Genomic DNA, 19,237 nt, shown 5'->3' on the forward strand with positions numbered 1-19,237 from the left:
CACCCCACCACACCGCCGAGAGGATCCAATGAATGTGAAAAGACGCTTGCGTCGCCTGATGGCCGCTGCGGGAACCATGCTGGTTCTCGCCATCGGTGCCAGCATCTACGTGGTCTCGGACGCGCCGGGCGTCGCCCACGCCGCCGGCACGGGACCGTGCGACATCTACGCCTCGGGGGGCACCCCGTGCGTGGCCGCGCACAGCACCACCCGCGCGCTGTACGGCGCGTACAACGGCCCGCTCTACCAGGTCCGGCGGTCCTCGGACAACACCACCCGCGACATCGGCGTGCTGAGCGAGGGTGGCTACGTCAACGCCGCCACGCAGGACACGTTCTGCGCCAACACCAACTGCGTCATCACCATCCTCTACGACCAGTCCGGCCGCAACAACCGCCTCACCCAGGCACCCCCCGGCTATTTCGTCGGCCCCGCTGCCGGCGGATATGACAACCTCGCCGACGCGAAGGCGGCCCCGATCACCGTCGGTGGCCAGAAGGCGTACGGCGTCTACATCGCCCCGGGCACCGGCTACCGCAACAACAACACAAACGGTGTCGCCACCGGCGACCAGCCCGAGGGCATCTACGCCGTCGTCGACGGCACGCACTACAACCAGTGGTGCTGCTTCGACTACGGCAACGCGCAGACGAACAACCTGGCCGACGAGCGCGCCATCATGGAGACCGTCTACTTCGGTGCCAACAAGCAGTGGGGCTACGGCGCCGGCGCCGGGCCGTGGATCATGGCCGACCTGGAGTGGGGGCTGTTCTCCGGGGTGAACGCCGGGTACAACAACATCGCGTCCATCAACCACCGCTTCGTCACCGCGATGGTCAAGGGCGAGCCGAACCACTGGGCCATCCGGGGTGGAAGCGCGCAGTCGGGCGGCCTGACCACCTACTTCGACGGGCGTCGCCCCAACGGCTACCACCCGATGAAGAAGGAGGGGGCCATCCTGCTCGGCATCGGCGGCGACAACAGCATCACCGGGCGGGGCACCTTCTTCGAAGGTGTGTTGACCTCCGGCTACCCGACGGCCGTGACCGAGGATGCCGTGCAGGCAAACATCGCCGCCGCCGCGTACGCACCGAGCGGTGGCGGTAACCCGCAACAGGGCGTGCAGGTCGTGGGCGGCCAGTCCGGCCGCTGCGTCGACGTGCCGAACGGCACCACCACAAACGGCACCCAGGTGCAACTCTGGGACTGCGTCGGCAACACCGCCCAACGCTGGACCCAGACCGCCGGCAAACAACTCCAGGTGTACGGCAACAAGTGCCTCGACGCCAGCGGCCGGGGCACCACCAACGGCACCCAGGTGATCATCTGGGACTGCAACGGGGGCACCAACCAACAGTGGAACATCAACTCCAACGGCACCATCACCGGCGTCCAGTCCGGGCTCTGCCTCGACGCCAACGGCGCGGGGACAGCGAACGGCACCAAACTCCTCCTCTGGGCCTGCAACGGACAGCAGAACCAGCAGTGGTCCACCCGTAGCTGAACCCGCGTCACCACACGGTCGGTCGGGCCGCCTCCGCGCACACCGCGGAGGCGGCCCCTCCTTTCCGCCCGCACCGCGGCCGGCCGCGTCGCCCGCGCACTCGTGACCGGAACCCGGAGCCTGCGATGATCCTCCGGTCGTCGGATCGAGAATGTCGTCCCGGCTGTCGATCCAGAGCCCTGCTGGCTCGTCGTCAGAGTAAAGGCCACGACCGACGGGGCCAGCACACGATGGGACACGAGACATGGCCAAGTACATGATCCTCATCTACGGGGACGCGCAGCAGTGGGACGCCATGACCGACGAGCAGTGGAAGGCGCACGACGCCGCCCACGTGGCGTTCGTCGCCGAGGCCGGCGAGCGGATCCTCGGCGGTCAACAGCTGGAACCGGCGCCCACGGCCACCGCACTGCGCTCGGACGCGCTCGGCCAGCTCGACACGACCGACGGGCCGTTCCTGGAGACCAAGGAGGCGCTCGGCGGTTACTACCTGCTGGAGGCGGCCGACCTGGACGAGGTGCTGTCTCTCGCGGCACTGCTGCCCGAGGTGCGCGCGGCACACAGCGGCGTGGAGATCCGTCCGGTGGTCGACCACGGATGAACGACATGGTCGTCGCGGCGGTCGCGCAGGCGCACCGCCGCGACTGGGCCCAGGTGCTCAGCACGACCGCCCAGCTGACCCGCGACCTCGACCTCGCCGAGGAGTGCACCCAGGACGCGTTCACACAGGCCCTGGAGACCTGGGCCGAGAGCGGCATTCCCGACCGGCCGGGCGCCTGGCTCACCACCATCGCTCGCAACCGGGCCCGGGACGTCCTGCGCCGTGAGTCGGTGTTCCGTCGCAAGATGCCGTTGCTCGTCGCGGACGAGACGGTGCCGGGCCCCGAGGATGGTCTGGTCGACGACCGGCTGCGCCTCATCTTCACCTGCGTGCACCCCGCACTGTCCCGGCAGGCGCGGGTCGCCCTGACCCTGCGGTTGGTGTGCGGATTGTCCACACCGGAGGTGGCGCGTGCGTTCCTGGTGCCACCGACCACCATGGCTGCCCGGATCACCCGGGCCAAGAGGAAGATCGCCGCGGCCCGCATCCCGTACCGGGTACCGGGCCCGGACCAACTCGGCGAGCGGGTCGGCGCCGTCCTCGAGGTCGTCCATCTCATCTTCACGACCGGACACACCGCACCGGTGGGCGCGCACCTGGTGCGGCAGGACCTGGTGGACTGCGCGATCGGTCTGGCCCGCATGCTGCACCTGCTCATGCCGACCGACACCCAGATCAGCGCCCTGCTGGCACTGCTGCTGCTCACCACGGCACGGCAGGAGACCCGCTTGTCCGCCGACGGGCGGCTGGTGCTGCTGTCGAAGCAGGACCGCACACGCTGGAACCGGCAGCTCATCGGCGAGGGCCTGTCGTTGTTGACCGACGCGCTGCGCCGACGGCCACCGACCCGGTACGCCCTGGAAGCCGCCATAGCCGCCGTGCACGCCGAGGCGCCAACCTGGCAGGACACCGACTGGAACGAGATCGTCGGGCTCTACGACGCCCTGCTCCGGCTGTGGCCGTCACCCGTCGTCGGCCTCAATCGCGCCGTCGCGATCGGGCTACGCGACGGCCCCGAGGCCGGACTCGACGCGCTCACGCCGATGCTCGCCGATCCGGCCCTGGCCACCTACGGATATCTGAGTGCCGCCCGCGCCGACTTCCTGCGCCAGCTGCGGCGGTGGCCCCAGGCGGTGACTGCCTACGAGGAGGCGCTGACCCTTACCGACAACGACGTGGAACGCGCCTTCCTCAGCGATCGGTTGACCGACGTCAAGCGGCCAAGGTAGGGGCGGCGCCGCAGCCGACCTCAGGCATCCTGGTTGCTCGGCGCCGTCGCGCCTCGGCTGGCCATGGTGGCTATCGCCGCCGCCCCCAGCAGCAGGGCCGGAAGGGCGAACCGGAGACCGATGCCGAGGCCAAGCAGGAGCGCCCACGCCAGCATGACCAGCGCCCCGACCGTGGTGGTCGTGGCGACGGCACGGTGGGCCAGGTCCGCGATGAGGGGACAGATCACCGCGACCACCGGCACACCCAACAGGTAGAAGGCGGCAGCACCGCTGTCCTCGATCGTGAACGGCACCAGCGCAACGACGATCCAGGCGGTGGCGGCGACCGCGAGGAGTCTCAGGAGCTGACCGACGGAGTCGGGAGTGGTACCACGTCTGCGCAGACTCACGATCGCTGCGGCGACAACGAAGAGCGCGACGAGGCCGCCGACTATGGTAGCGACGTTCATTTCGCTTCCCCCGTCCTCATGACGTCAGCGGGCCTCTCGCCTCGCACGTGTGGACCGGCCACTTCTTTCGCGACGAGTTGGCGAGCTGGCGCGGGTGTTCGTCCTGACGGTACGCCGTCAGCGTGGATTTGACACGGCAGGCAAGCGCCTCACCCCCGGCCACTCGTGCGGTCCGGTAGGGGCTGCGGCAGAAGGCGGCAGGCTGACGAGCGACGCCTGCTCAGAGCGCCTGGGAACGACTCGGGCGGTTGAGCATTATATAGATGACATGCTATCTTTTGGCGCGGGAGTGAAGGGCACGCTCCCGATCACCTGAGTCGATCGACAAGGCACGCCGAGGGCGACGCCCTCCGGCCGCCCTTGCCAGTCGGTGACCAGTCCGGGCCGCTCCGCCGATGCCAGGCGAGCGCAGGCGGTTGGCGGACGATCTCGGTCCGACCGCATGCCCCAGCTTCCCCCTCCCGTCGCGGGCAACCCGACAGCGGCGGTACGGCCCGCACACCACCCGTGCCCGCCGCGCCGGCCCGATCCGTCTCGCTGACGGCGAGCGGACGGTGGGGTGTGAGCCGCCACCCACAACCTCGGTGTCACAACGGGCACGGCCGGCGGTCGCCGGCACCGCTCACCACCACCACAGGACGACAAGCGGCAAGGAGTCAGGCAATGGCGAAACATAGACAAGTCCTCTCGTTCATCGCGGGCGCGGCGGTTCTCCTGGCGGCGACCGCCGGTGGCGTGCTGAACGGCGGCCTGCGCGGAGCGGCGGTGGCCGCGACGAACGGCACGCTCGCGGCCACCGCCGGCTGCGGCAAGGCCCCCACGCTCACCAACGGGACACGCACCATCCAGAGCAGCGGCCAGAGTCGCACCTACATCCTGCGGATCCCGGACGGTTACGACCGGAACAACCCGTACCGGCTGGTCTTCGGCTTCCACTGGCTGAACGGCTCGGCCAGCAACGTCGCCTCGGCCGGCTACTACGGGCTCGCGCCGCTGTCGAACAACACCACGATCTTCGTTGCGCCCCAGGGCATAAACGCCGGCTGGGCCAACACCAACGGTCGCGACCTGACCCTCTTCGACGACATCTCGCGGCAGGTCGAGAACGACCTCTGCGTCGACACGACCCAACGGTTCGCCCTGGGCTGGAGCTACGGCGGGGCGATGAGCTACGCCGTGGCCTGCGCCCGACCCACGGTCATCCGCGCGGTCGCCGTCCTGTCCGGCGCCAATCTCAGCGGTTGCAACGGCGGCACCCAACCCGTCCCCTACTTCGGCATCCACGGCATCTACGACAGCGTGCTGAACATCTCGCAGGGCCGGGCGCTACGCGACACGTTCGTCAGGAACAACGGCTGCACCGCCCAGAGCCCGCGCGAACCGAGCCGGGGCAGCGGCACCCACATCACCACCACCTACGCGGGCTGCCGGTCGGGGTATCCCGTGCAGTGGGCCGCGTTCGACGGCGACCACACCCCGAGCCCGGTCGACGGGTCCGGCCCGAACGACTCCAGGACCTGGACCTCGGGGGAGATCTGGAGGTTCTTCAGTCAGTTCCAGTCCACCACTCCCCCCACGACCCCTCCGCCGACCACGCCGCCCCCGACCACGCCGCCGCCGACCACCCCGCCGCCGACCACCCCGCCGCCGACCGGGGAGCCGGGCAGCTGCGTCGCCACCTACCGCATGGTCAACAACTGGCCCGGCGGCTTCCAGGGTGAGGTCACGGTCACCAACAACACCACCGCCACAATCAACGGCTGGACCGTCGGCCTGACCCTGGCCAGTGGCCAGGCCATCAGCAGCCTCTGGAGCGGCACCAACACGGGTACCACCGGCAGCGTCACCGTCCGGAACGCCGCCTACAACGGCACGTTGGCTCCGAACGCGTCGGCCACCTTCGGGTTCACCGCCACCGGCGACAGCGCAACCCCACCCGCAAACATCACCTGCACCAGCCCCTGATCGACGGGCGACACCGGAGGCCCGGAGCCAGTGGCTCCGGGCCTCCGGGCCGGTCGGGGTCGTGCGCCAGAGCCGCGTGAGCTGGTGGACGGTCCGCACGGTCCCGCCGGCGGCGCGCCGGTCAGCGCGGCAGCCCGGACCGCGCCGCTGCCCGAAGGATCCCGTCGAGGCCCTCCTCGAACAGCAGGTCGTCGTCCCATCGGGTGTCGTCGAGGTGGCCGGAGGCGTCGAGGGTCGGGTACTCGTCGGCCCGCGCGGCGATGTGGTCGCGGGCGGCAGCCCGCGCCCGCGGGTCCGCGGTCTGGTGCCAGGTGGCTTCGGTGAGCGCGGCACCGATGACGTAGTTGGCAAGCATCCGCGTGGCCACCGCGAGCGGAAGTCCGCGACAGCCGCCGCGCACGAGCGCCGCCTGGAGGAACTCGGTGCGGGCGAGGACGTTGGGGCCGAGCATCGGACGTCCGATGAGATTCGGCGCCCAGGGATGGCGCAACATCGCGGCGCGCCAGGCTCGGACGAGGAGCCGGGCGTCCTCCAGCCAGTCGTCGCTCACGTCCGGGATGGTCACGTCGCCGAAGATCCGGTCGACGGCCAGGTCCAGGACGTCGTCCTTCGTCGTCACGTGCCAGTACAGGGCCGTCGCCGTCACGTCGAGTTGCTGGGCGAGGCCGCGCATGGTCAGACCCTCGATGCCACGCTCGTCCAGCAGGGTCACCGCGGCGTCGACGATGCGTCCGAGGGTCAGCGGCGCCTTCCGTCGCGGACGAGATGGCTCCGCGCGTAGCCACACCGGTGGTGACGTGCGGCCCTCTCGTGGCCCGGCCGGGGGCGTCGGCGGTACGCCCGGATCTGCGCTGGTCATGGCACCACCCTAGTCCTGCGGACAGGAAACTTAACGTCGGTAAGCCAGCTGAACATCAGACGGCAATCCGATACGTCGGCAAGGAGGTTGGCGAATGCCCCTGCTCCGAATCCACCTCGACAGCGACCGGATCACCGCCCAACGCGTTCTGCGGCTACACCAGGACGGCAAGACACACCACGAGTCGCGGGAAGCCGCACGGGCGGAGGCGTGGCGCCAGGGTCGCACCCCGGCCGGCGACCCGACCTTCGTCGGCATCACCAACGGCCGCCGCCACGTGCAGCTGCTCTACGACGTGGAGGTCTATTCCGAAACGGCCCGTTGAGCGGAGCCCGCGGCCGCCCCCTCGACAGAGGGAGCCCGCTCCCCTGCGCCGGGGAGGAGGAGTCGTCCACCGCCGCAGATCATCGACTCATGACTGCCGGTGTGTGGCTGCTGGTCGCCGAGACGGACGGCAGGGCTAACCGGCGCGAGACCGTCCACAGGGGAGTGACATGTCCGACCGTACCGCTCGTCCGCACCGACCCCCAGCCGCCGACCGGGTAGGACCGTGGGCGCTGGCGTGCGCCCTCTTCCTCGTCGGCGAAGGGGCTCTGCGTCTGTTCTGGATCGCCGGTGGCCGATGGGCGTACACCGCCTGTGACCGGACCGATCTGGTCGATCCGGCCGGGGGATGCGGTGCCGACCGCGTCGAGACACTGCCCTTCTGGGCGGGCTGGGGACCGCTGGCAGTCGGCGTCGTCCTCGCGCTTGTGGTCGTGGGCGCGGTCCGCTTCCCCGGTCGGGCCGCGACCACGGGTAGCTGGCTCGCGGCGGCACTGCTGCTGGTCACCGCGTTCCCGCTGCACCTGCTCTTCGAGGTCCCGGCGGCGTTGGCGGGACGTCCCTCGGACTGGCGTGACCTCGGTGCCCGGCTCGCCCTGCTGGCCGGTGGCATCCTGTTCACCGGGCTGGCGAACGCGTCCGGGCCCCGACGCGGGCCGGTGACTCCCGGCTACCGGCCGGTGCCCCGGTGGACACGGCGATGGGCGTACGTGGCGGTCACGCTGCCGGTGGTCGGCTGGGCCGTACCACACGGGCTCTGGGTGCTCGGGGTTCCGTTCGGCATCTCCGAGCGGGAACTGCACGACATCAACAACACCCTCTCGACGACGACGGGGGTGGCGATCACCGTCGTCCCACCGCTCGCCGGGCTGCTCGCTCTCGGGCTGGTGCAGCGGTGGGGGCAGCACATTCCGCGGTGGGTGCCGGGGCTGGGTGGGCGCGCGGTGCCCCGGCTGCTGGCGGTGGCCCCGGCCGGGGCCGTGGCGCTCACGCTCGTCACCTACGGCGTGCTGAGCAGCGTGGTGTTCGTCGGCCGGCTGGTCGCGGGCGACCTGCCCTGGTCGGACCTGCTGGACGGGTGGGCGGTGACCGCCACGCTGCTGGTGTTCCTCGGCTGGGGCGTGGCGCTGGGCGTCACGACCGCCGGCTACGCCCTGACCACCCGATCGCGTCAATCCTCCACCACCTGAGCCGAGCCAAGGGGATTTCGCCTCGCGGTGTCAGCGGTGTTCCAGGCCCCGCAGGATCAGCAGACGGGTGGACCCCATGCCGTAATGGTCGACCTCGCCGGAGATGTCGGCGACGGCACGAATGATGGGCGCGACGTCCACCCCGCGTCCGCGCGCCCTGGCGCACAGTTCCCAGATCCCGACGAGGTCGTCACGGGGGTCCTCCGACTGGTCCCGGGCCGAGATGTGCACCAGCCGCCGGCGCAACTCGGCGGCGGGGGACGACCACCGACCCGTGAGGCGGACGCCCCAACCAAAGTGGCGGTGTGCCCGGAAGATCTGGCGGACCTCGTCCCTGACCCCCTCGTCACCGGATTCGTAGGCGTCCAACAGAGTTGTCAGGGCCGCTGCCGCCTCGGCCGCCACTCCGGCCTCCTCCGCCGGCGGCAGCCCGGCTGACAGCTTCGCCTGCCAGTTCGGATCCGTCAGGTCCACCGGACGGTGGCCGATGTCCCGGAGGAGGATGTCGATGACAGCGACGTCTTCTCGAATCGCGGCGAGATCCATGCCGGCGATTGTCCTCCCCGTCACCGGCTTGGCGGGTGCGGCAACCTGAGCGGGCGAGCCCCCACGAGCCCGCCGACGACCTCCGACTGCTGGCGCTGTCGAGTCAGGCCACACATTGACACTTATCGTTACGACAGTGATAGTAACTGCACACACAGCTCCCCTCGGACCGCCTGCGGGGCCCGCGATCGGGTGGCCGACACGCCCGCGTGCCAGGAGCGTGATCGACGCATCCGCTGGAGGAGCGAATGAGAAGAAGATCGAAGATCTGCGTGGGACTGGCGGCCGCCGTCGTCCCGATCACATCCATGCTCATGGCGCTCGGCGCGACACCGGCGGACGCCGCGATCGGCGGATCCGGCCCCTATCCCGCCGACTACGAGACCTCGACCAGCCTGGCCAACCACACCATCTTCCGGCCACAGACACTCCCGTCCGAACGCCTTCCGATCGTCGTCTGGGGCAACGGCGGCTGCTCGGCCAACGGCCTCTCCCAGGGCAACTTCCTCCGCGAGATCGCCTCCCACGGCTTCCTCGCCATCGCCAACGGGGCGCCGAACGGATCCGGCTCCACCACCTCCCAGCAGCTCACCCAGTCCATCGACTGGGCCGTCGCGGAGAACTCCCGGCAGGGCAGCAAGTACTACAACAGGATCGACACGACGAAGGTCGCCGTCGCGGGCTTCTCCTGCGGAGGTCTGGAGGCCTACGCCGTCTCCAACGACCCACGCGTCACCACGACCGGCATCTTCAGCAGCGGCCTGTTGAACGACGCCGACGACTACCAACTCCGGAGACTGACCAAGCCGATCGCCTACTTCGTCGGCGGACCCAGCGACATCGCCTACCCGAACGCCATCGACGACTGGGGCAAGCTGCCAGCCGGGCTGCCCGCCTTCATGGGCAACCTGAACGTCGGGCACGGCGGCACGTACGACCAGCCCAACGGCGGTGAGTTCGGCCGGGTGGCGGTGCTCTACCTCAAGTGGCGGCTGAAGGGCGACACCACCGCCGGCGCCAACTTCGTCGGCCCCAACTGCGGTCTGTGCCGCAGCCAGTGGAGCGTCCAGCAGAAGAACCTGACGCTCGACGACGGCACGCCGCCCACCACGCCGCCCCCGACCACGCCGCCCCCGACCACACCGCCGCCCACCACGCCGCCCCCGACCACACCACCCCCGACCACGCCGCCGCCCGGCGGCACCCCCGCCTGCACCGCGGTCTACTCCGTCCAGGACCAGTGGAACGGTGGCTTCGTCGCCACCGTCACCGTCACCGCGGGAACCACCGCGCTCTCCGGCTGGCGGGTCTCCCTCAACCTGCCGAGCGGAGCTTCGGTCACGTCGGTGTGGAACGGCGTTGCCACCGGCAGTAGCGGCACGATCACCGTCGCGAACCAGACCTACAACGGACGACTCGCCGTGGGTCAGACCACCACTTTCGGCTTCCAGGGCACCGGAAACGGCACCGGGACCACCGCCACCTGCACCGGAAACTGAAGCCCACCGGATCGACCAGGCCGCTCGGCGGGCCGCTGCCACAGCGGCCCGCCGAGCGCGGTGTGGTCCTTCACCCCCCGAGTCGCAAAGTCCACGGGCAGAACACCTCGCGCGCGTCATAGCCCCTGGCCGGCCTGGACACCGACACACGCCCTAGGGCCTGTGTCAAAGCTCCTGGCCGGCCTGCGGCGGGCCCAGACGACGACCGGCCGCGTTGGAGATTCGTCCGGATACAACACCGGTATCCGGACGAATCTCCGCCTTGCCGGATCGCCGCCTGGACTCCGCCTCGGCTCGACCGAAGGCTTTGACACAGGCCCTAGCGCAGTCGCGCGATCCTGGCCCGGGTGTCGGCCGGCGCCTCGGGGTGCCCGCGCTCGACGTCGGCCCGGACGTCGGCCAGTGTCGTGCCGGCCAACTCCCGCCGCCAGGCCAGGTCGGCGCCCCGCATGGCCTGGGCGAACGCGCAGGACTGCCGATAGTCGACACCCGCGTGCTCCCCCGGCCCCTGGCGGAGGATCTGGTCGCACTGGAACAGCTCCTCCGGGCCCTCGATCGCGGTGACGATGTCCAGCAGGGAGACCGTCTCCGGCGCACGGGCCAGGTGGAAACCCCCGCGCGGACCCGAGGTCGACGTCAGGATCCCGGCCCGGACCAGGGCCTGCAGCGACTTGTTCAGGTAGGCCGGCGGCAGCTCGTAGAACGCCGCGAGGGCACCCGTCGGCACCGGGGCGTCCAGCCAGCTCAGGTTGAGACACGTGTGGAGGGCCCGTTCGACACCCTGACTCATCCGCATAATCCTGGACCCTACCTGTCCAGGAAATGGGATCAGTGTCACCCTCTCTGGCCTCGACCGTTCCTGGACATCTAATGTCTAGAAATCAGCGATCATCGAGGGAGTCGACAATGACACTGGTACGCGCGGCCCAGGCCGAGGTTCTCGACAGCGACCCGACCAGCGTGATCACACTGCTCCTCGACCCGGAGCACACCGATGGCGCCCTGACCAGCAATCGCACCCTGCTCAAGCACGGCGCCGACGGCGCGCCACCACACCTGCACACCCGCTCCGGCGAGCTGTTCTTCGTGCTCGACGGCGCCCTCGAGATGCTCGTCGGCGACGAGTTGCACACCCTGCACAGGGGAGACACGCTCTTCGTCCCGCCGAACATCCCGCACGCCTTCGCCCCCGCCGACGGACAGGACGCCGACTTTCTGGTGGTGATCACCCCCGGCAAGCCCCGGTTCGACTACTACCGGCTGCTCGACACGGTGCACCGGGGCGAAGCCACCTGGCAGGACGTCCGCGAGACCCAGGACCACTACGACAACCACTACGTGGACAGCCCGCTGTGGGCAGGCCGGCGCGGCTGACCACGAGCCGCCAACCACGCGCCGACGGATCGTGGAACCCCGCCCCGCGGTGACGTGCCCCCTGCGCGACGACCGATCGACGCGCAGGGGGACGTGAGCCACCATGCCGGACTCACCCGGCTCGACGGGTCAGCAGCCGATTCGGCTGGACCCCATCGCGACGTCGTCGTACCAGAGGGTGTCGGCCCCGCCGCCGTAGCTCTCCCAGCCCAGCTTGAGGTCGGTGAGCTGGGGCCGCCAGGTGCGGTTGTACCACTGGCCGTCGATGTCGTGTGTCGGTACGCCGTCCGCGGTCAGCCCGGCGATGGCGGTGCCGTCCAGCCAGGTACGGAGCTGACCCGCCGAGCCGTCCACCATGAACTCCAGGCAGGTCCACCGGTTGGTGGGCAGCGGAACGCTCTGCGCCACCCCCGCCGGGCTCTGCTCGGGCAGGGTCGCGTCGTCCGAGGCGCGGTTCCACTGCAGGGCGCCGTTCTGGCCACCGATCCGCAGGTCCTTGTTGCCGTCCGCGGCGTCGGTCATCGCCATCATCGTGGTGTGCTCGGTGGGCTGGGCCGTGGTGTGCCGTACCCAGATGCGGCCGTACCGGACACTGCCCAGGCTGCCGAGGTTCTTGGTGGACCTGATGAAGACGTGGTTGCAGTAGCCGGCCGCGCCGCTGATCCGGACCGCCCGGCTGCCGCTGTGCGTGGTGGCCGTGTCGATGGTGGCCGTGCCGGCGCCGGAACAGTCCGGATTCACCACGGTCCAGTCGCCGGACGGCGTCGAGCCGGTCTGGTTCTCGAAGCCGTCACAGAGCACCGCCCCGGCACACCCGGTGGGCGGCGGGGTGGTGGGCGGCGGCGTCGTCGGTGGCGCGCTGGTGGGCGGCGGGGTCGTGGGCGGCGCGCTGGTCGGCGGGGGCGTCGTCGGCGGCGCGCTGGTCGGCGGCGGGGTCGTCGGGTTCAGCGTGGTGGGCACACCCGTCGGGCTCGGCCCGGCGCCGTTGCACGGTACGCCGTTCAGGCTGAACCCGGTCGGCGCGCCACCGCTGGCGCCGTACGTGCCCTGCACGCCGAACTCGGTGACCCCGGCGGCCGGGATGCTGCCGTTGTACGACATGTTGCGGGCGGTCACCGTCGAGCCGGACTGGCTGACCGTGGCGTTCCAGCCGTTCGTGACGCGTTCGTCGCCGGCGTACGTCCAGGTGACGGTCCAACTGGAGACGGCGGTGTCGCCGGGTGACACCTTCACGTTTGCGGTGAACCCGCCGGGCCACTGGTTGGGCGTGTAGTCGACCCGGCAGCCCTGGGCGGCTGCGGCCGGGCTGGTGAGCAGGACCGTTCCGGTCGCGGTCACGGCGGCCAGTGCGGCGACGACCGCCAGGGTCGGACCGGGGCGGGCGCGGAGAATCGTCATGAGAGGTCCTTCTGCCATCGAGCGGGAGGGTGGCGGCGCGGCGACGCGCGTCCTGGACGGACACGGCACGCCAACGCGCCCTGGATGCGGCGCGGCGGCGCGCCACAACGGCTGGTCGGTGCGTACGACCGCGGTGCCCGGCTCGGGTTGGACCTGTCAGTCGCCGACGGCCCGGTTACCCGGAACCTCGGCGACGCCCCGCCTCAATCTATTGACGCGAGGCGATGTAATCAAGCGTCACCCGTCCGGGTGGGAGCACGCCACGTGACGGCCGGCCACGCGTTATTCGGTGGACCGGTCGCCCCCGGCCGTGCCAGCGTGACCCGAAGCTGGCCTGGGCCACCATCGGTCCGGCGTCACCAGGGGCAACTAACGACCGACGGGAGCACGGCGATGCGCGGACTCGAAACCTTCCCGCCCATCCGGACGCGAGCTTTCGAGGACCCGTCAGCCCATGCAGACCATCAACCTCGGCATCGTCGCCCATGTCGACGCCGGTAAGACAAGCCTGACCGAACGCCTGCTGCACGCCACCGGCGTCATCGACCGGCTCGGCAGCGTCGACGCGGGCACCACCCAGACCGACACCGGCGACATCGAGCGCCGCCGGGGCATCACCATCCGCAGCGCCGTGGCCGCGTTCGGCTTGCCCGACTGCCAGGTCAACCTGCTCGACACCCCCGGGCACAGCGACTTCGTGGCCGAGGTCGAACGCGCGCTCGGGGTGCTCGACGCGGCGATCCTGGTGCTGTCGGCCGTCGAGGGAGTGCAACCGCACAGCCGACGGATCATGCGGATCCTCCGATCGCTCCGGCTACCCACACTGATCTTCGTGAACAAGATCGACCGGGTGGGCGCCCGCACCGACGAGCTGGTCGCGGACGTGCGCCGACTGCTCACCCCGACCGTTGCCCCGCTGGGCACGGTCCGCGCGCCCGGCACCCCCGAGGCCGCCTTCCGGCGAGACGATCAGCGGTACGACCACAGCCGCGCCCACCGGCTCGCCGAGGCCCTCGCCGAACACGACGACGAGCTGCTGGCCGCCCTGGTGGACGACCTGCCGCCCGACCCGGATCGGATCGACAGGGCGCTCCGGGTCCAGGTCGCGGCCGGGCAGATCCACCCCCTGCTGTTCGGCTCGGCGATGTCCGGAGCCGGCGTACCGGAGCTGCTGGACGTCATCGCGACCCTGCTCCCGGCGTCACCACCGGCGGAACCCGAGCCGCGGGCCCGGGTCTTCGCCATCGAACGCGACCCCGCCGGCGAGCGGGTGGCGTACCTGCGGTCGTACGGCGGGAAGCTCCTGGCCCGCCAGCGGGTCGTCGCGTACCGCCGGGAGCCGGACGGCCGGGTCACCGCGACCCCCGCCCGGATCACCAGGCTCGACGTGGTCGGCGCGGCCACCGACCACGCCGAGCCGACCGGGCGGGACCATCCGCCGGCCGCGCTGACCGCCGGGTACATCGCCCGCGTCGCCGGCCTGACCGGGGTACGCCTCGGCGACCAGCTCGGCAGCCCGGCCGGCCTCGACGGGCGGTCGTACTTTCCGGCGCCGACCCTGGAGGCGGTGGTGCGACCCCGTGATCCGGCCCGGACGCTGGCCCTGCACGCCGCGCTGCTGGACATCGCGGACACCGACCCGTTCATCCGGACCCGGGTGGCCCCGGACGGCGGCACGAGTGTGCTGCTCTACGGCGAGGTGCAGCGGGAGGTGCTGGCTGCCACGCTGGCCGAGGCGTACGGGATCGAGGCCGAGTTCGGGTCGGGTCGACTGATGCACGTCGAGCGGCCAACCGGCACCGGCACGGCGGTGGAGATCATCGGGCACGGCTTCTTCGGCACGGTCGGGCTCCGGGTCGAACCCGGCTCCGGGGTGGACTACCGGCTGGAGGTCGAACTCGGCTCGCTGCCGCTGTCGTTTCACAAGGCCATCGAGGAGGCCACCCGGGCCGCTCTCGACCAGGGTTGCCACGGCTGGCCGGTCACCGACATCCGGGTCACCCTCACCCACAGCGGCTACTGGTCGCCGATCACCACGGCCGGGCACTTCCGGGACCTGACGCCGTACGTCCTCATGCGGGCGCTCGACGAGGCGGGCACCCGGGTCTTCGAGCCGTGCCGCCGGTTCGAGGCGGAGGTGCCGACCGACCGGCTCGGCGCGGTCACGTCGTACCTGGGCCGGCTCGGCGCCCGGATCGACGGCACCGACGAGAGCGCCGCCGGTTGGCGGATCGGCGGGGTGCTGCCGGCGCGGCTCGAACCGGAGGCGCAGCGGCGGCTGCCGGACCTGTCCAGCGGGGAGGGGCTGTGGTCGTCGGCGCCCGGCGGGGACCGCCTGGTGTCCGGCGACCCGCCGTGTCGGCCCCGCACCGACGGCAACCCGTTCGACCGGGTGGAGTATCTCCGCTTCCTCGCCCAACCACGGAGCCGGCCCTGAGGCGGCTCAGACCCTTCGTCGGTCCACCATGGACGCATCCGGTAGGTGTTTCGCCAACGCCTAAGCTGTGGTGACCGAGCACGCCGACCATGAGGAGTGCGCCCTGATGCGCTCGACGACGATCCTGTGGGAACGCCTACTCGCGGCCCGGATGGGCGAGGTCGTCGCGGTGCGGCCGGTGGCCGGCGGGGTTGCGGCGCTCGCGGGCATAGCCACCCGCCGGGACGCGCCATCGGTGTTCGTCAAGGCCTTCGCCGACGCGCCGGCCGACGGGGTCTTCCGCGCGGAGGCCGACGGGCTGGCCGCCCTGCGCGAGCTCGGCGGCGTGCCGACACCCGAGGTGCTCCTGGCGGACCGTGAACTGCTCGTGTTGTCGGTGTTGCACCCGAGGCCGCACAGCGAGACCTTCTGGGAGCGGCTCGCGCACCTGCTCGCCGACATGCACCTGAACACGACCCATCCCCGCTTCGGTTGGCACCACGACAACTGGCTGGGCCGCCGCCGCCAGGTCAACACGTGGCAGGACAACGGCCACGTGTTCTTCGCGGAGCACCGGCTGCTCCGGTGGCTCGGGGAGCCCCGGGTGGAGGCGGCACTCGACGCCGGAGACCGGGCGGCCCTGGAACGGCTCTGTCACCGGCTGCCCGACCTGCTGCCGGACCGGCCCGCGTGCCTGACGCACGGCGACCTGTGGACCCAGAACATCCTGGCCACCGCGGACGGGCAGCCGGCGCTCATCGACCCGGCGGTGTCCTACACGTGGGCGGAGGTCGACCTCGCCCACGTCTGGTCCACCTCGCCCCCGCCCGAGGCGCGACGGTTCTTCGAGGTCTACGCGGACCGGACCGCGCTTGACGACGACTGGCGGACCCGGATGCCGATCGTCCAGCTCCGACAGCACCTCGCCGTGCTGGCGCAGTTCGACGACGACTGGGGCGCGGCCGACCAGATCCGTGCCGTGCTCGCCCCGTTCCGGCCGCGTACCTGACCCGAGACCCCGGCGGTCACCCACTCGCCGCGCTGACGACCGCCATCATGATCAGGGTGCGTCGCCGCCGCTGACTCATCAGCGCGAAACAGGCGGTGAGCACCACCAGCTCCACCTCGGCCCACTCGCCGGTGACGTCGACGCGGATCGGTCCACCCGATCGGCGAGGAAGGCGCACCGCGAGGCGGTGTCCGTCGCGTACCAGCTCACCACCGCCACGACCGGGCACCCAGCGCACCACCCCGCCGGGCCCCGGCACGTGCGACCGACTCGGGTCGAGCCGCACCGCCACGCCGTGCCCGCCCCGGGCGATGAACCCGACGCGTGGGCGGCCGGTCGGTTCGACAGTCCAGAGGCCGGCGCCGGTGCGGATCTCACCGCACCGCCAGGTCCAGCCGGTACGCAGCGAGGCGCGCGCCCCGGAGTCGAGGACGAAGGCCCCGTCCTGCTTGCGGACGGTCAGCGCGGTCATCGGTCCAGCATTTCCGGGCGCGGCCGGGACAGGCCGAGGATGAGGACGACGCCGACGCTCAGGTGCAGCAGCGCGAGAGTCGCCTTCGCTCCCCCGCCGACGCCACTCGGCGGCCCGACCAGGAGCGACAGCAGCAGGACCGGGACCGCGACCGAGGTCCACCAGACACGGGGGCGGTTGGTCAGGCGTTCCAGCGCCGCGAGCAGCGCCCAACCGGCCAGCGCCGCGACCGCGGCGGCCACGACGACCGCGGCCACGGTGATCTGCCGGGTCGAATGTCCCGACCGGACCGCCAGGTCGACGCCCGCCACCGAGTGCAGCAGCGCGAACTCGGCCGTCGCCACCAGGATCGTGCCGGCCGCCACCGCGGCTCGTCGCGGGAGAAGGTTGTTCGTCATGCGCCGAGTCTGTGCGCCGGGGCCGGCCGGGCACGTCGGTCCGGACGCCGCGGCACGTACGTCCGCCGGCGGTGGGGCGTACTACCAAAGGAGGTGGTCCGCCCCGCCGCGAGCCCAGTAGCCTGCGCGAATGGATACGGCGACGTGCGAGGTAGCGCAGCCGAGGACGTGGCGTTCCGTCCCGGTGGGCGTGACGACTGTGGCGATCGGCGTCCTCGTCGCGTCCATGCTGTGGTCCGCCGTCCGTGCCAGCTCCGCCGCCCTGGTCGGCACCGACATCGCGCTGGCGGTGGCCGCCCTGACCCTCGTACCGGTGGTCGTCCGCCGCCCGGAGATCGGTGGCGTGCTCGCCGGCCTGCTCGTCGCGCTCTCCCCGGTGGCCACGCCGGTGGCCAGCTTCGCGGTGCTGTTCACCGCCCGCAACCGGCCGTTTCGGCAGGCAGCGACGACGGCGGCGGTCGGCGTGGCGGGCGAGGCGGTACAGGCGATCTGGCGGCCGGTGCCCAGCCTGCCGTACGGGTGGCGGCTGCTGCTGCTGGCGATCGCGTACGCGGCCCTGCTCGGCTGGGGCACCTGGGCGCAGGCCCGGCACGCCCTGCTGGCAGCACTGCGGGACCGGGCCCGGCGGGCCGAGCAGGAGCAGGAACGACGGGTCGTCGAGGCGCGGGCGGCCGAGCGCAGCCGGATCGCGCGGGAGATGCACGACGTGCTGGCCCACCGGCTGTCACTGCTGGCGGCGGCCGCCGGCGCGATGGAGTACCGGCCCGACGCACCGCCCGAGCGGCTCAGCGCCGCCGCCGGGGTGATCCGGGCCAGCGCGCACCACGCCCTCGACGAGCTGCGCGAGGTCATCACGCTGCTGCGCCGCGACGACGCCGAGTCGCCGACCGACGCACCAGCCGGGCAGACCCTCGCCGACCTGCCGCGCCTGCTCGACGAGGCTCGGGCCGCCGGGCAACAGATCGAGGTCGACGACCCGATCGGGCCGCCGGTCGACATTCCCCCGGCGGTGGGCCGCACCGCGTACCGGATCGCACAGGAGGCACTGACGAACGCCCGCAAGCACGCGGCCGGGCAGCCGGTCCGGCTGGTGCTCGGCGGCGCGCCCGGCTCCGGCCTGAGCATCGCGGTGAGCAACCCGACCACGCCCGACAGCGGTGCCACCGGCAGCATCGGCACCGGTCTGATCGGGCTCGCCGAACGGGCCGCGCTCACCGGTGGTCGCGTCGCGCACCACGTCGACGCCGCGGGGCGGTTCCACCTCACCGCGTGGCTGCCGTGGCCGACGTGACGGGCCCGATCCGGGTCGTCATCGTCGACGACGATCCCCTCGTCCGGGGGATGCTCACGCTGATGCTCGACGGCGCCGACGGGATCGTCGTCGTGGGCGAGGCCGCCGACGGCGCCACGGCGATCACCGCTGTGGACCGGCACCTGCCCGACGTGGTGCTGATGGACATCAGGATGCCCGGTGTCAACGGCATCACCGCCACCGAGCGCCTGCGTCGGCGCCACCGGCCACCCGAGATCATCGTGCTCACCACGTTCGACACCGACGAGCACGTGGTGCGAGCCCTCCACGCCGGTGCCAGCGGCTTCCTGCTCAAGGACACCCCGCCGGAGCAGATCAGTCAGGCGGTCCGCGCGGTCGCCGCCGGTAACCCGATGCTGTCTCCGGGCGTGACGCGCCGCCTCATGCAGCGGGTCGCCTCCGGGGCCGCGTCCTACGAGCGGGCGCGCGAGCGCCTGGCCCTGCTCACGCCCCGGGAACGCGACGTCGTGCTGGCCATCGCCCAGGGGCGCTCCAACGCCGAGATCGCCGGCGAACTGCTGATGAGCGTGACGACGGTGAAGGCCCACGTCTCGCACATCCTGACCAAGTTGGATCTCGACAACCGTACCCAGATCGCCCTGCTCGCCCACGACGGCCGACTCCTCTGACCAGGGCCTCCGCGCCCGGACCTCGGCCTCCGATCGTGGAATGCCGCAGCCATCCGCGCCCCC

At 71.5% G+C, this 19,237-nt stretch carries 19 protein-coding genes; 12 read left to right on the top strand and 7 right to left on the bottom strand.

Going from position 1 to position 19,237, the window contains the following annotated elements; genetic code table 11:
• Positions 1 to 58: 58 nt before the first annotated feature.
• The 3 genes from ACLQ29_RS11325 to ACLQ29_RS11335 all read left to right on the top strand — a co-directional run bounded on the left by ACLQ29_RS11325 (position 59) and on the right by ACLQ29_RS11335 (position 3,334).
• Positions 59 to 1,504, top strand: coding sequence for an arabinofuranosidase catalytic domain-containing protein (locus tag ACLQ29_RS11325; RefSeq protein WP_425771561.1), 1,446 nt, complete (start codon positions 59 to 61; stop codon positions 1,502 to 1,504).
• A gap of 244 nt (positions 1,505 to 1,748) precedes the next feature.
• A complete protein-coding gene (locus tag ACLQ29_RS11330; protein WP_393367231.1) occupies positions 1,749 to 2,105 on the top strand; it encodes a YciI family protein in 357 nt (118 codons plus the stop codon).
• Positions 2,102 to 3,334: an RNA polymerase sigma factor gene (locus tag ACLQ29_RS11335; protein ID WP_425771562.1), complete on the top strand. Its 1,233-nt coding sequence runs from the start codon at positions 2,102 to 2,104 to the stop codon at positions 3,332 to 3,334. Before ACLQ29_RS11330 ends, ACLQ29_RS11335 begins: the two co-directional genes overlap by 4 nt.
• A gap of 20 nt (positions 3,335 to 3,354) precedes the next feature.
• On the opposite strand, the gene ACLQ29_RS11340 is transcribed toward ACLQ29_RS11335, so the two are convergent.
• A complete protein-coding gene (locus ACLQ29_RS11340; protein ID WP_425771563.1) occupies positions 3,355 to 3,783 on the bottom strand; it encodes a hypothetical protein in 429 nt (142 codons plus the stop codon).
• Between the two features lie 663 nt (positions 3,784 to 4,446).
• Between ACLQ29_RS11340 and ACLQ29_RS11345 the strand changes: the two genes are divergently transcribed.
• Positions 4,447 to 5,748, top strand: coding sequence for a cellulose binding domain-containing protein (locus ACLQ29_RS11345; protein ID WP_425771564.1), 1,302 nt, complete (start codon positions 4,447 to 4,449; stop codon positions 5,746 to 5,748).
• Positions 5,749 to 5,869: 121 nt separating this feature from the next.
• Here ACLQ29_RS11345 and ACLQ29_RS11350 read toward each other — a convergent pair whose 3' ends face one another.
• On the bottom strand, positions 5,870 to 6,607 hold the full coding sequence (locus ACLQ29_RS11350) for a TetR/AcrR family transcriptional regulator (protein ID WP_425771565.1): 738 nt from the start codon (positions 6,605 to 6,607) through the stop codon (positions 5,870 to 5,872).
• Between the two features lie 94 nt (positions 6,608 to 6,701).
• On the opposite strand from ACLQ29_RS11350, the gene ACLQ29_RS11355 reads away from it, so the two are divergent.
• Positions 6,702 to 6,932, top strand: a complete 231-nt coding sequence (locus ACLQ29_RS11355; protein WP_425771566.1) for a hypothetical protein — start codon at positions 6,702 to 6,704, stop codon at positions 6,930 to 6,932.
• Positions 6,933 to 7,101: 169 nt separating this feature from the next.
• Positions 7,102 to 8,121 carry a hypothetical protein gene (locus ACLQ29_RS11360; RefSeq protein WP_425771567.1) on the top strand — a complete coding sequence of 340 codons (1,020 nt, stop codon included), beginning with the start codon at positions 7,102 to 7,104 and terminating at the stop codon, positions 8,119 to 8,121.
• A 30-nt stretch (positions 8,122 to 8,151) separates the two neighbouring features.
• Here ACLQ29_RS11360 and ACLQ29_RS11365 read toward each other — a convergent pair whose 3' ends face one another.
• Positions 8,152 to 8,667 (bottom strand): hypothetical protein, encoded by a 516-nt coding sequence (locus ACLQ29_RS11365; RefSeq protein WP_425771568.1) that lies wholly within the window; start codon positions 8,665 to 8,667, stop codon positions 8,152 to 8,154.
• 248 nt (positions 8,668 to 8,915) lie between these two features.
• Between ACLQ29_RS11365 and ACLQ29_RS11370 the strand changes: the two genes are divergently transcribed.
• On the top strand, positions 8,916 to 10,166 hold the full coding sequence (locus tag ACLQ29_RS11370; RefSeq protein WP_425771569.1) for a cellulose binding domain-containing protein: 1,251 nt from the start codon (positions 8,916 to 8,918) through the stop codon (positions 10,164 to 10,166).
• Between the two features lie 319 nt (positions 10,167 to 10,485).
• Here the strand turns inward: ACLQ29_RS11370 and ACLQ29_RS11375 are convergent, their stop codons facing one another.
• Positions 10,486 to 10,956 (bottom strand): RrF2 family transcriptional regulator, encoded by a 471-nt coding sequence (locus tag ACLQ29_RS11375; RefSeq protein ID WP_425771570.1) that lies wholly within the window; start codon positions 10,954 to 10,956, stop codon positions 10,486 to 10,488.
• Between the two features lie 116 nt (positions 10,957 to 11,072).
• Between ACLQ29_RS11375 and ACLQ29_RS11380 the strand changes: the two genes are divergently transcribed.
• The gene (locus ACLQ29_RS11380) at positions 11,073 to 11,540 is read left to right on the top strand and encodes a cupin domain-containing protein (protein WP_425771571.1); all 468 of its coding nucleotides are present in this window, start codon (positions 11,073 to 11,075) and stop codon (positions 11,538 to 11,540) included.
• Between the two features lie 129 nt (positions 11,541 to 11,669).
• Here ACLQ29_RS11380 and ACLQ29_RS11385 read toward each other — a convergent pair whose 3' ends face one another.
• Positions 11,670 to 12,938 carry a cellulose-binding domain-containing protein gene (locus ACLQ29_RS11385; protein WP_425771572.1) on the bottom strand — a complete coding sequence of 423 codons (1,269 nt, stop codon included), beginning with the start codon at positions 12,936 to 12,938 and terminating at the stop codon, positions 11,670 to 11,672.
• Between the two features lie 454 nt (positions 12,939 to 13,392).
• Between ACLQ29_RS11385 and ACLQ29_RS11390 the strand changes: the two genes are divergently transcribed.
• Together ACLQ29_RS11390 and ACLQ29_RS11395 are read left to right on the top strand one after the other, a co-directional pair.
• On the top strand, positions 13,393 to 15,375 hold the full coding sequence (locus tag ACLQ29_RS11390) for a GTP-binding protein (protein WP_425771573.1): 1,983 nt from the start codon (positions 13,393 to 13,395) through the stop codon (positions 15,373 to 15,375).
• Positions 15,376 to 15,445: 70 nt separating this feature from the next.
• Entirely contained in the window at positions 15,446 to 16,363 is a 918-nt protein-coding gene (locus tag ACLQ29_RS11395; RefSeq protein ID WP_425771574.1) for a fructosamine kinase family protein, read from the top strand.
• 16 nt (positions 16,364 to 16,379) lie between these two features.
• Here the strand turns inward: ACLQ29_RS11395 and ACLQ29_RS11400 are convergent, their stop codons facing one another.
• Both ACLQ29_RS11400 and ACLQ29_RS11405 read right to left on the bottom strand, forming a co-directional pair.
• Positions 16,380 to 16,835 (bottom strand): hypothetical protein, encoded by a 456-nt coding sequence (locus ACLQ29_RS11400; protein ID WP_425771575.1) that lies wholly within the window; start codon positions 16,833 to 16,835, stop codon positions 16,380 to 16,382.
• The gene (locus ACLQ29_RS11405) at positions 16,832 to 17,233 is read right to left on the bottom strand and encodes a DUF6069 family protein (protein WP_425771576.1); all 402 of its coding nucleotides are present in this window, start codon (positions 17,231 to 17,233) and stop codon (positions 16,832 to 16,834) included. Before ACLQ29_RS11405 ends, ACLQ29_RS11400 begins: the two co-directional genes overlap by 4 nt.
• Positions 17,234 to 17,363: 130 nt before the next feature.
• Here ACLQ29_RS11405 and ACLQ29_RS11410 point away from each other — a divergent pair, with 130 nt between their 5' ends.
• Together ACLQ29_RS11410 and ACLQ29_RS11415 are read left to right on the top strand one after the other, a co-directional pair.
• A complete protein-coding gene (locus tag ACLQ29_RS11410) occupies positions 17,364 to 18,524 on the top strand; it encodes a sensor histidine kinase (protein WP_425771577.1) in 1,161 nt (386 codons plus the stop codon).
• Positions 18,512 to 19,174 carry a response regulator gene (locus tag ACLQ29_RS11415; protein WP_425771578.1) on the top strand — a complete coding sequence of 221 codons (663 nt, stop codon included), beginning with the start codon at positions 18,512 to 18,514 and terminating at the stop codon, positions 19,172 to 19,174. Before ACLQ29_RS11410 ends, ACLQ29_RS11415 begins: the two co-directional genes overlap by 13 nt.
• Positions 19,175 to 19,237 lie beyond the last annotated feature (63 nt).

The sequence above is a fragment of the Micromonospora sp. DT228 genome (assembly GCF_049841595.1).
GTDB lineage: Bacteria > Actinomycetota > Actinomycetes > Mycobacteriales > Micromonosporaceae > Micromonospora.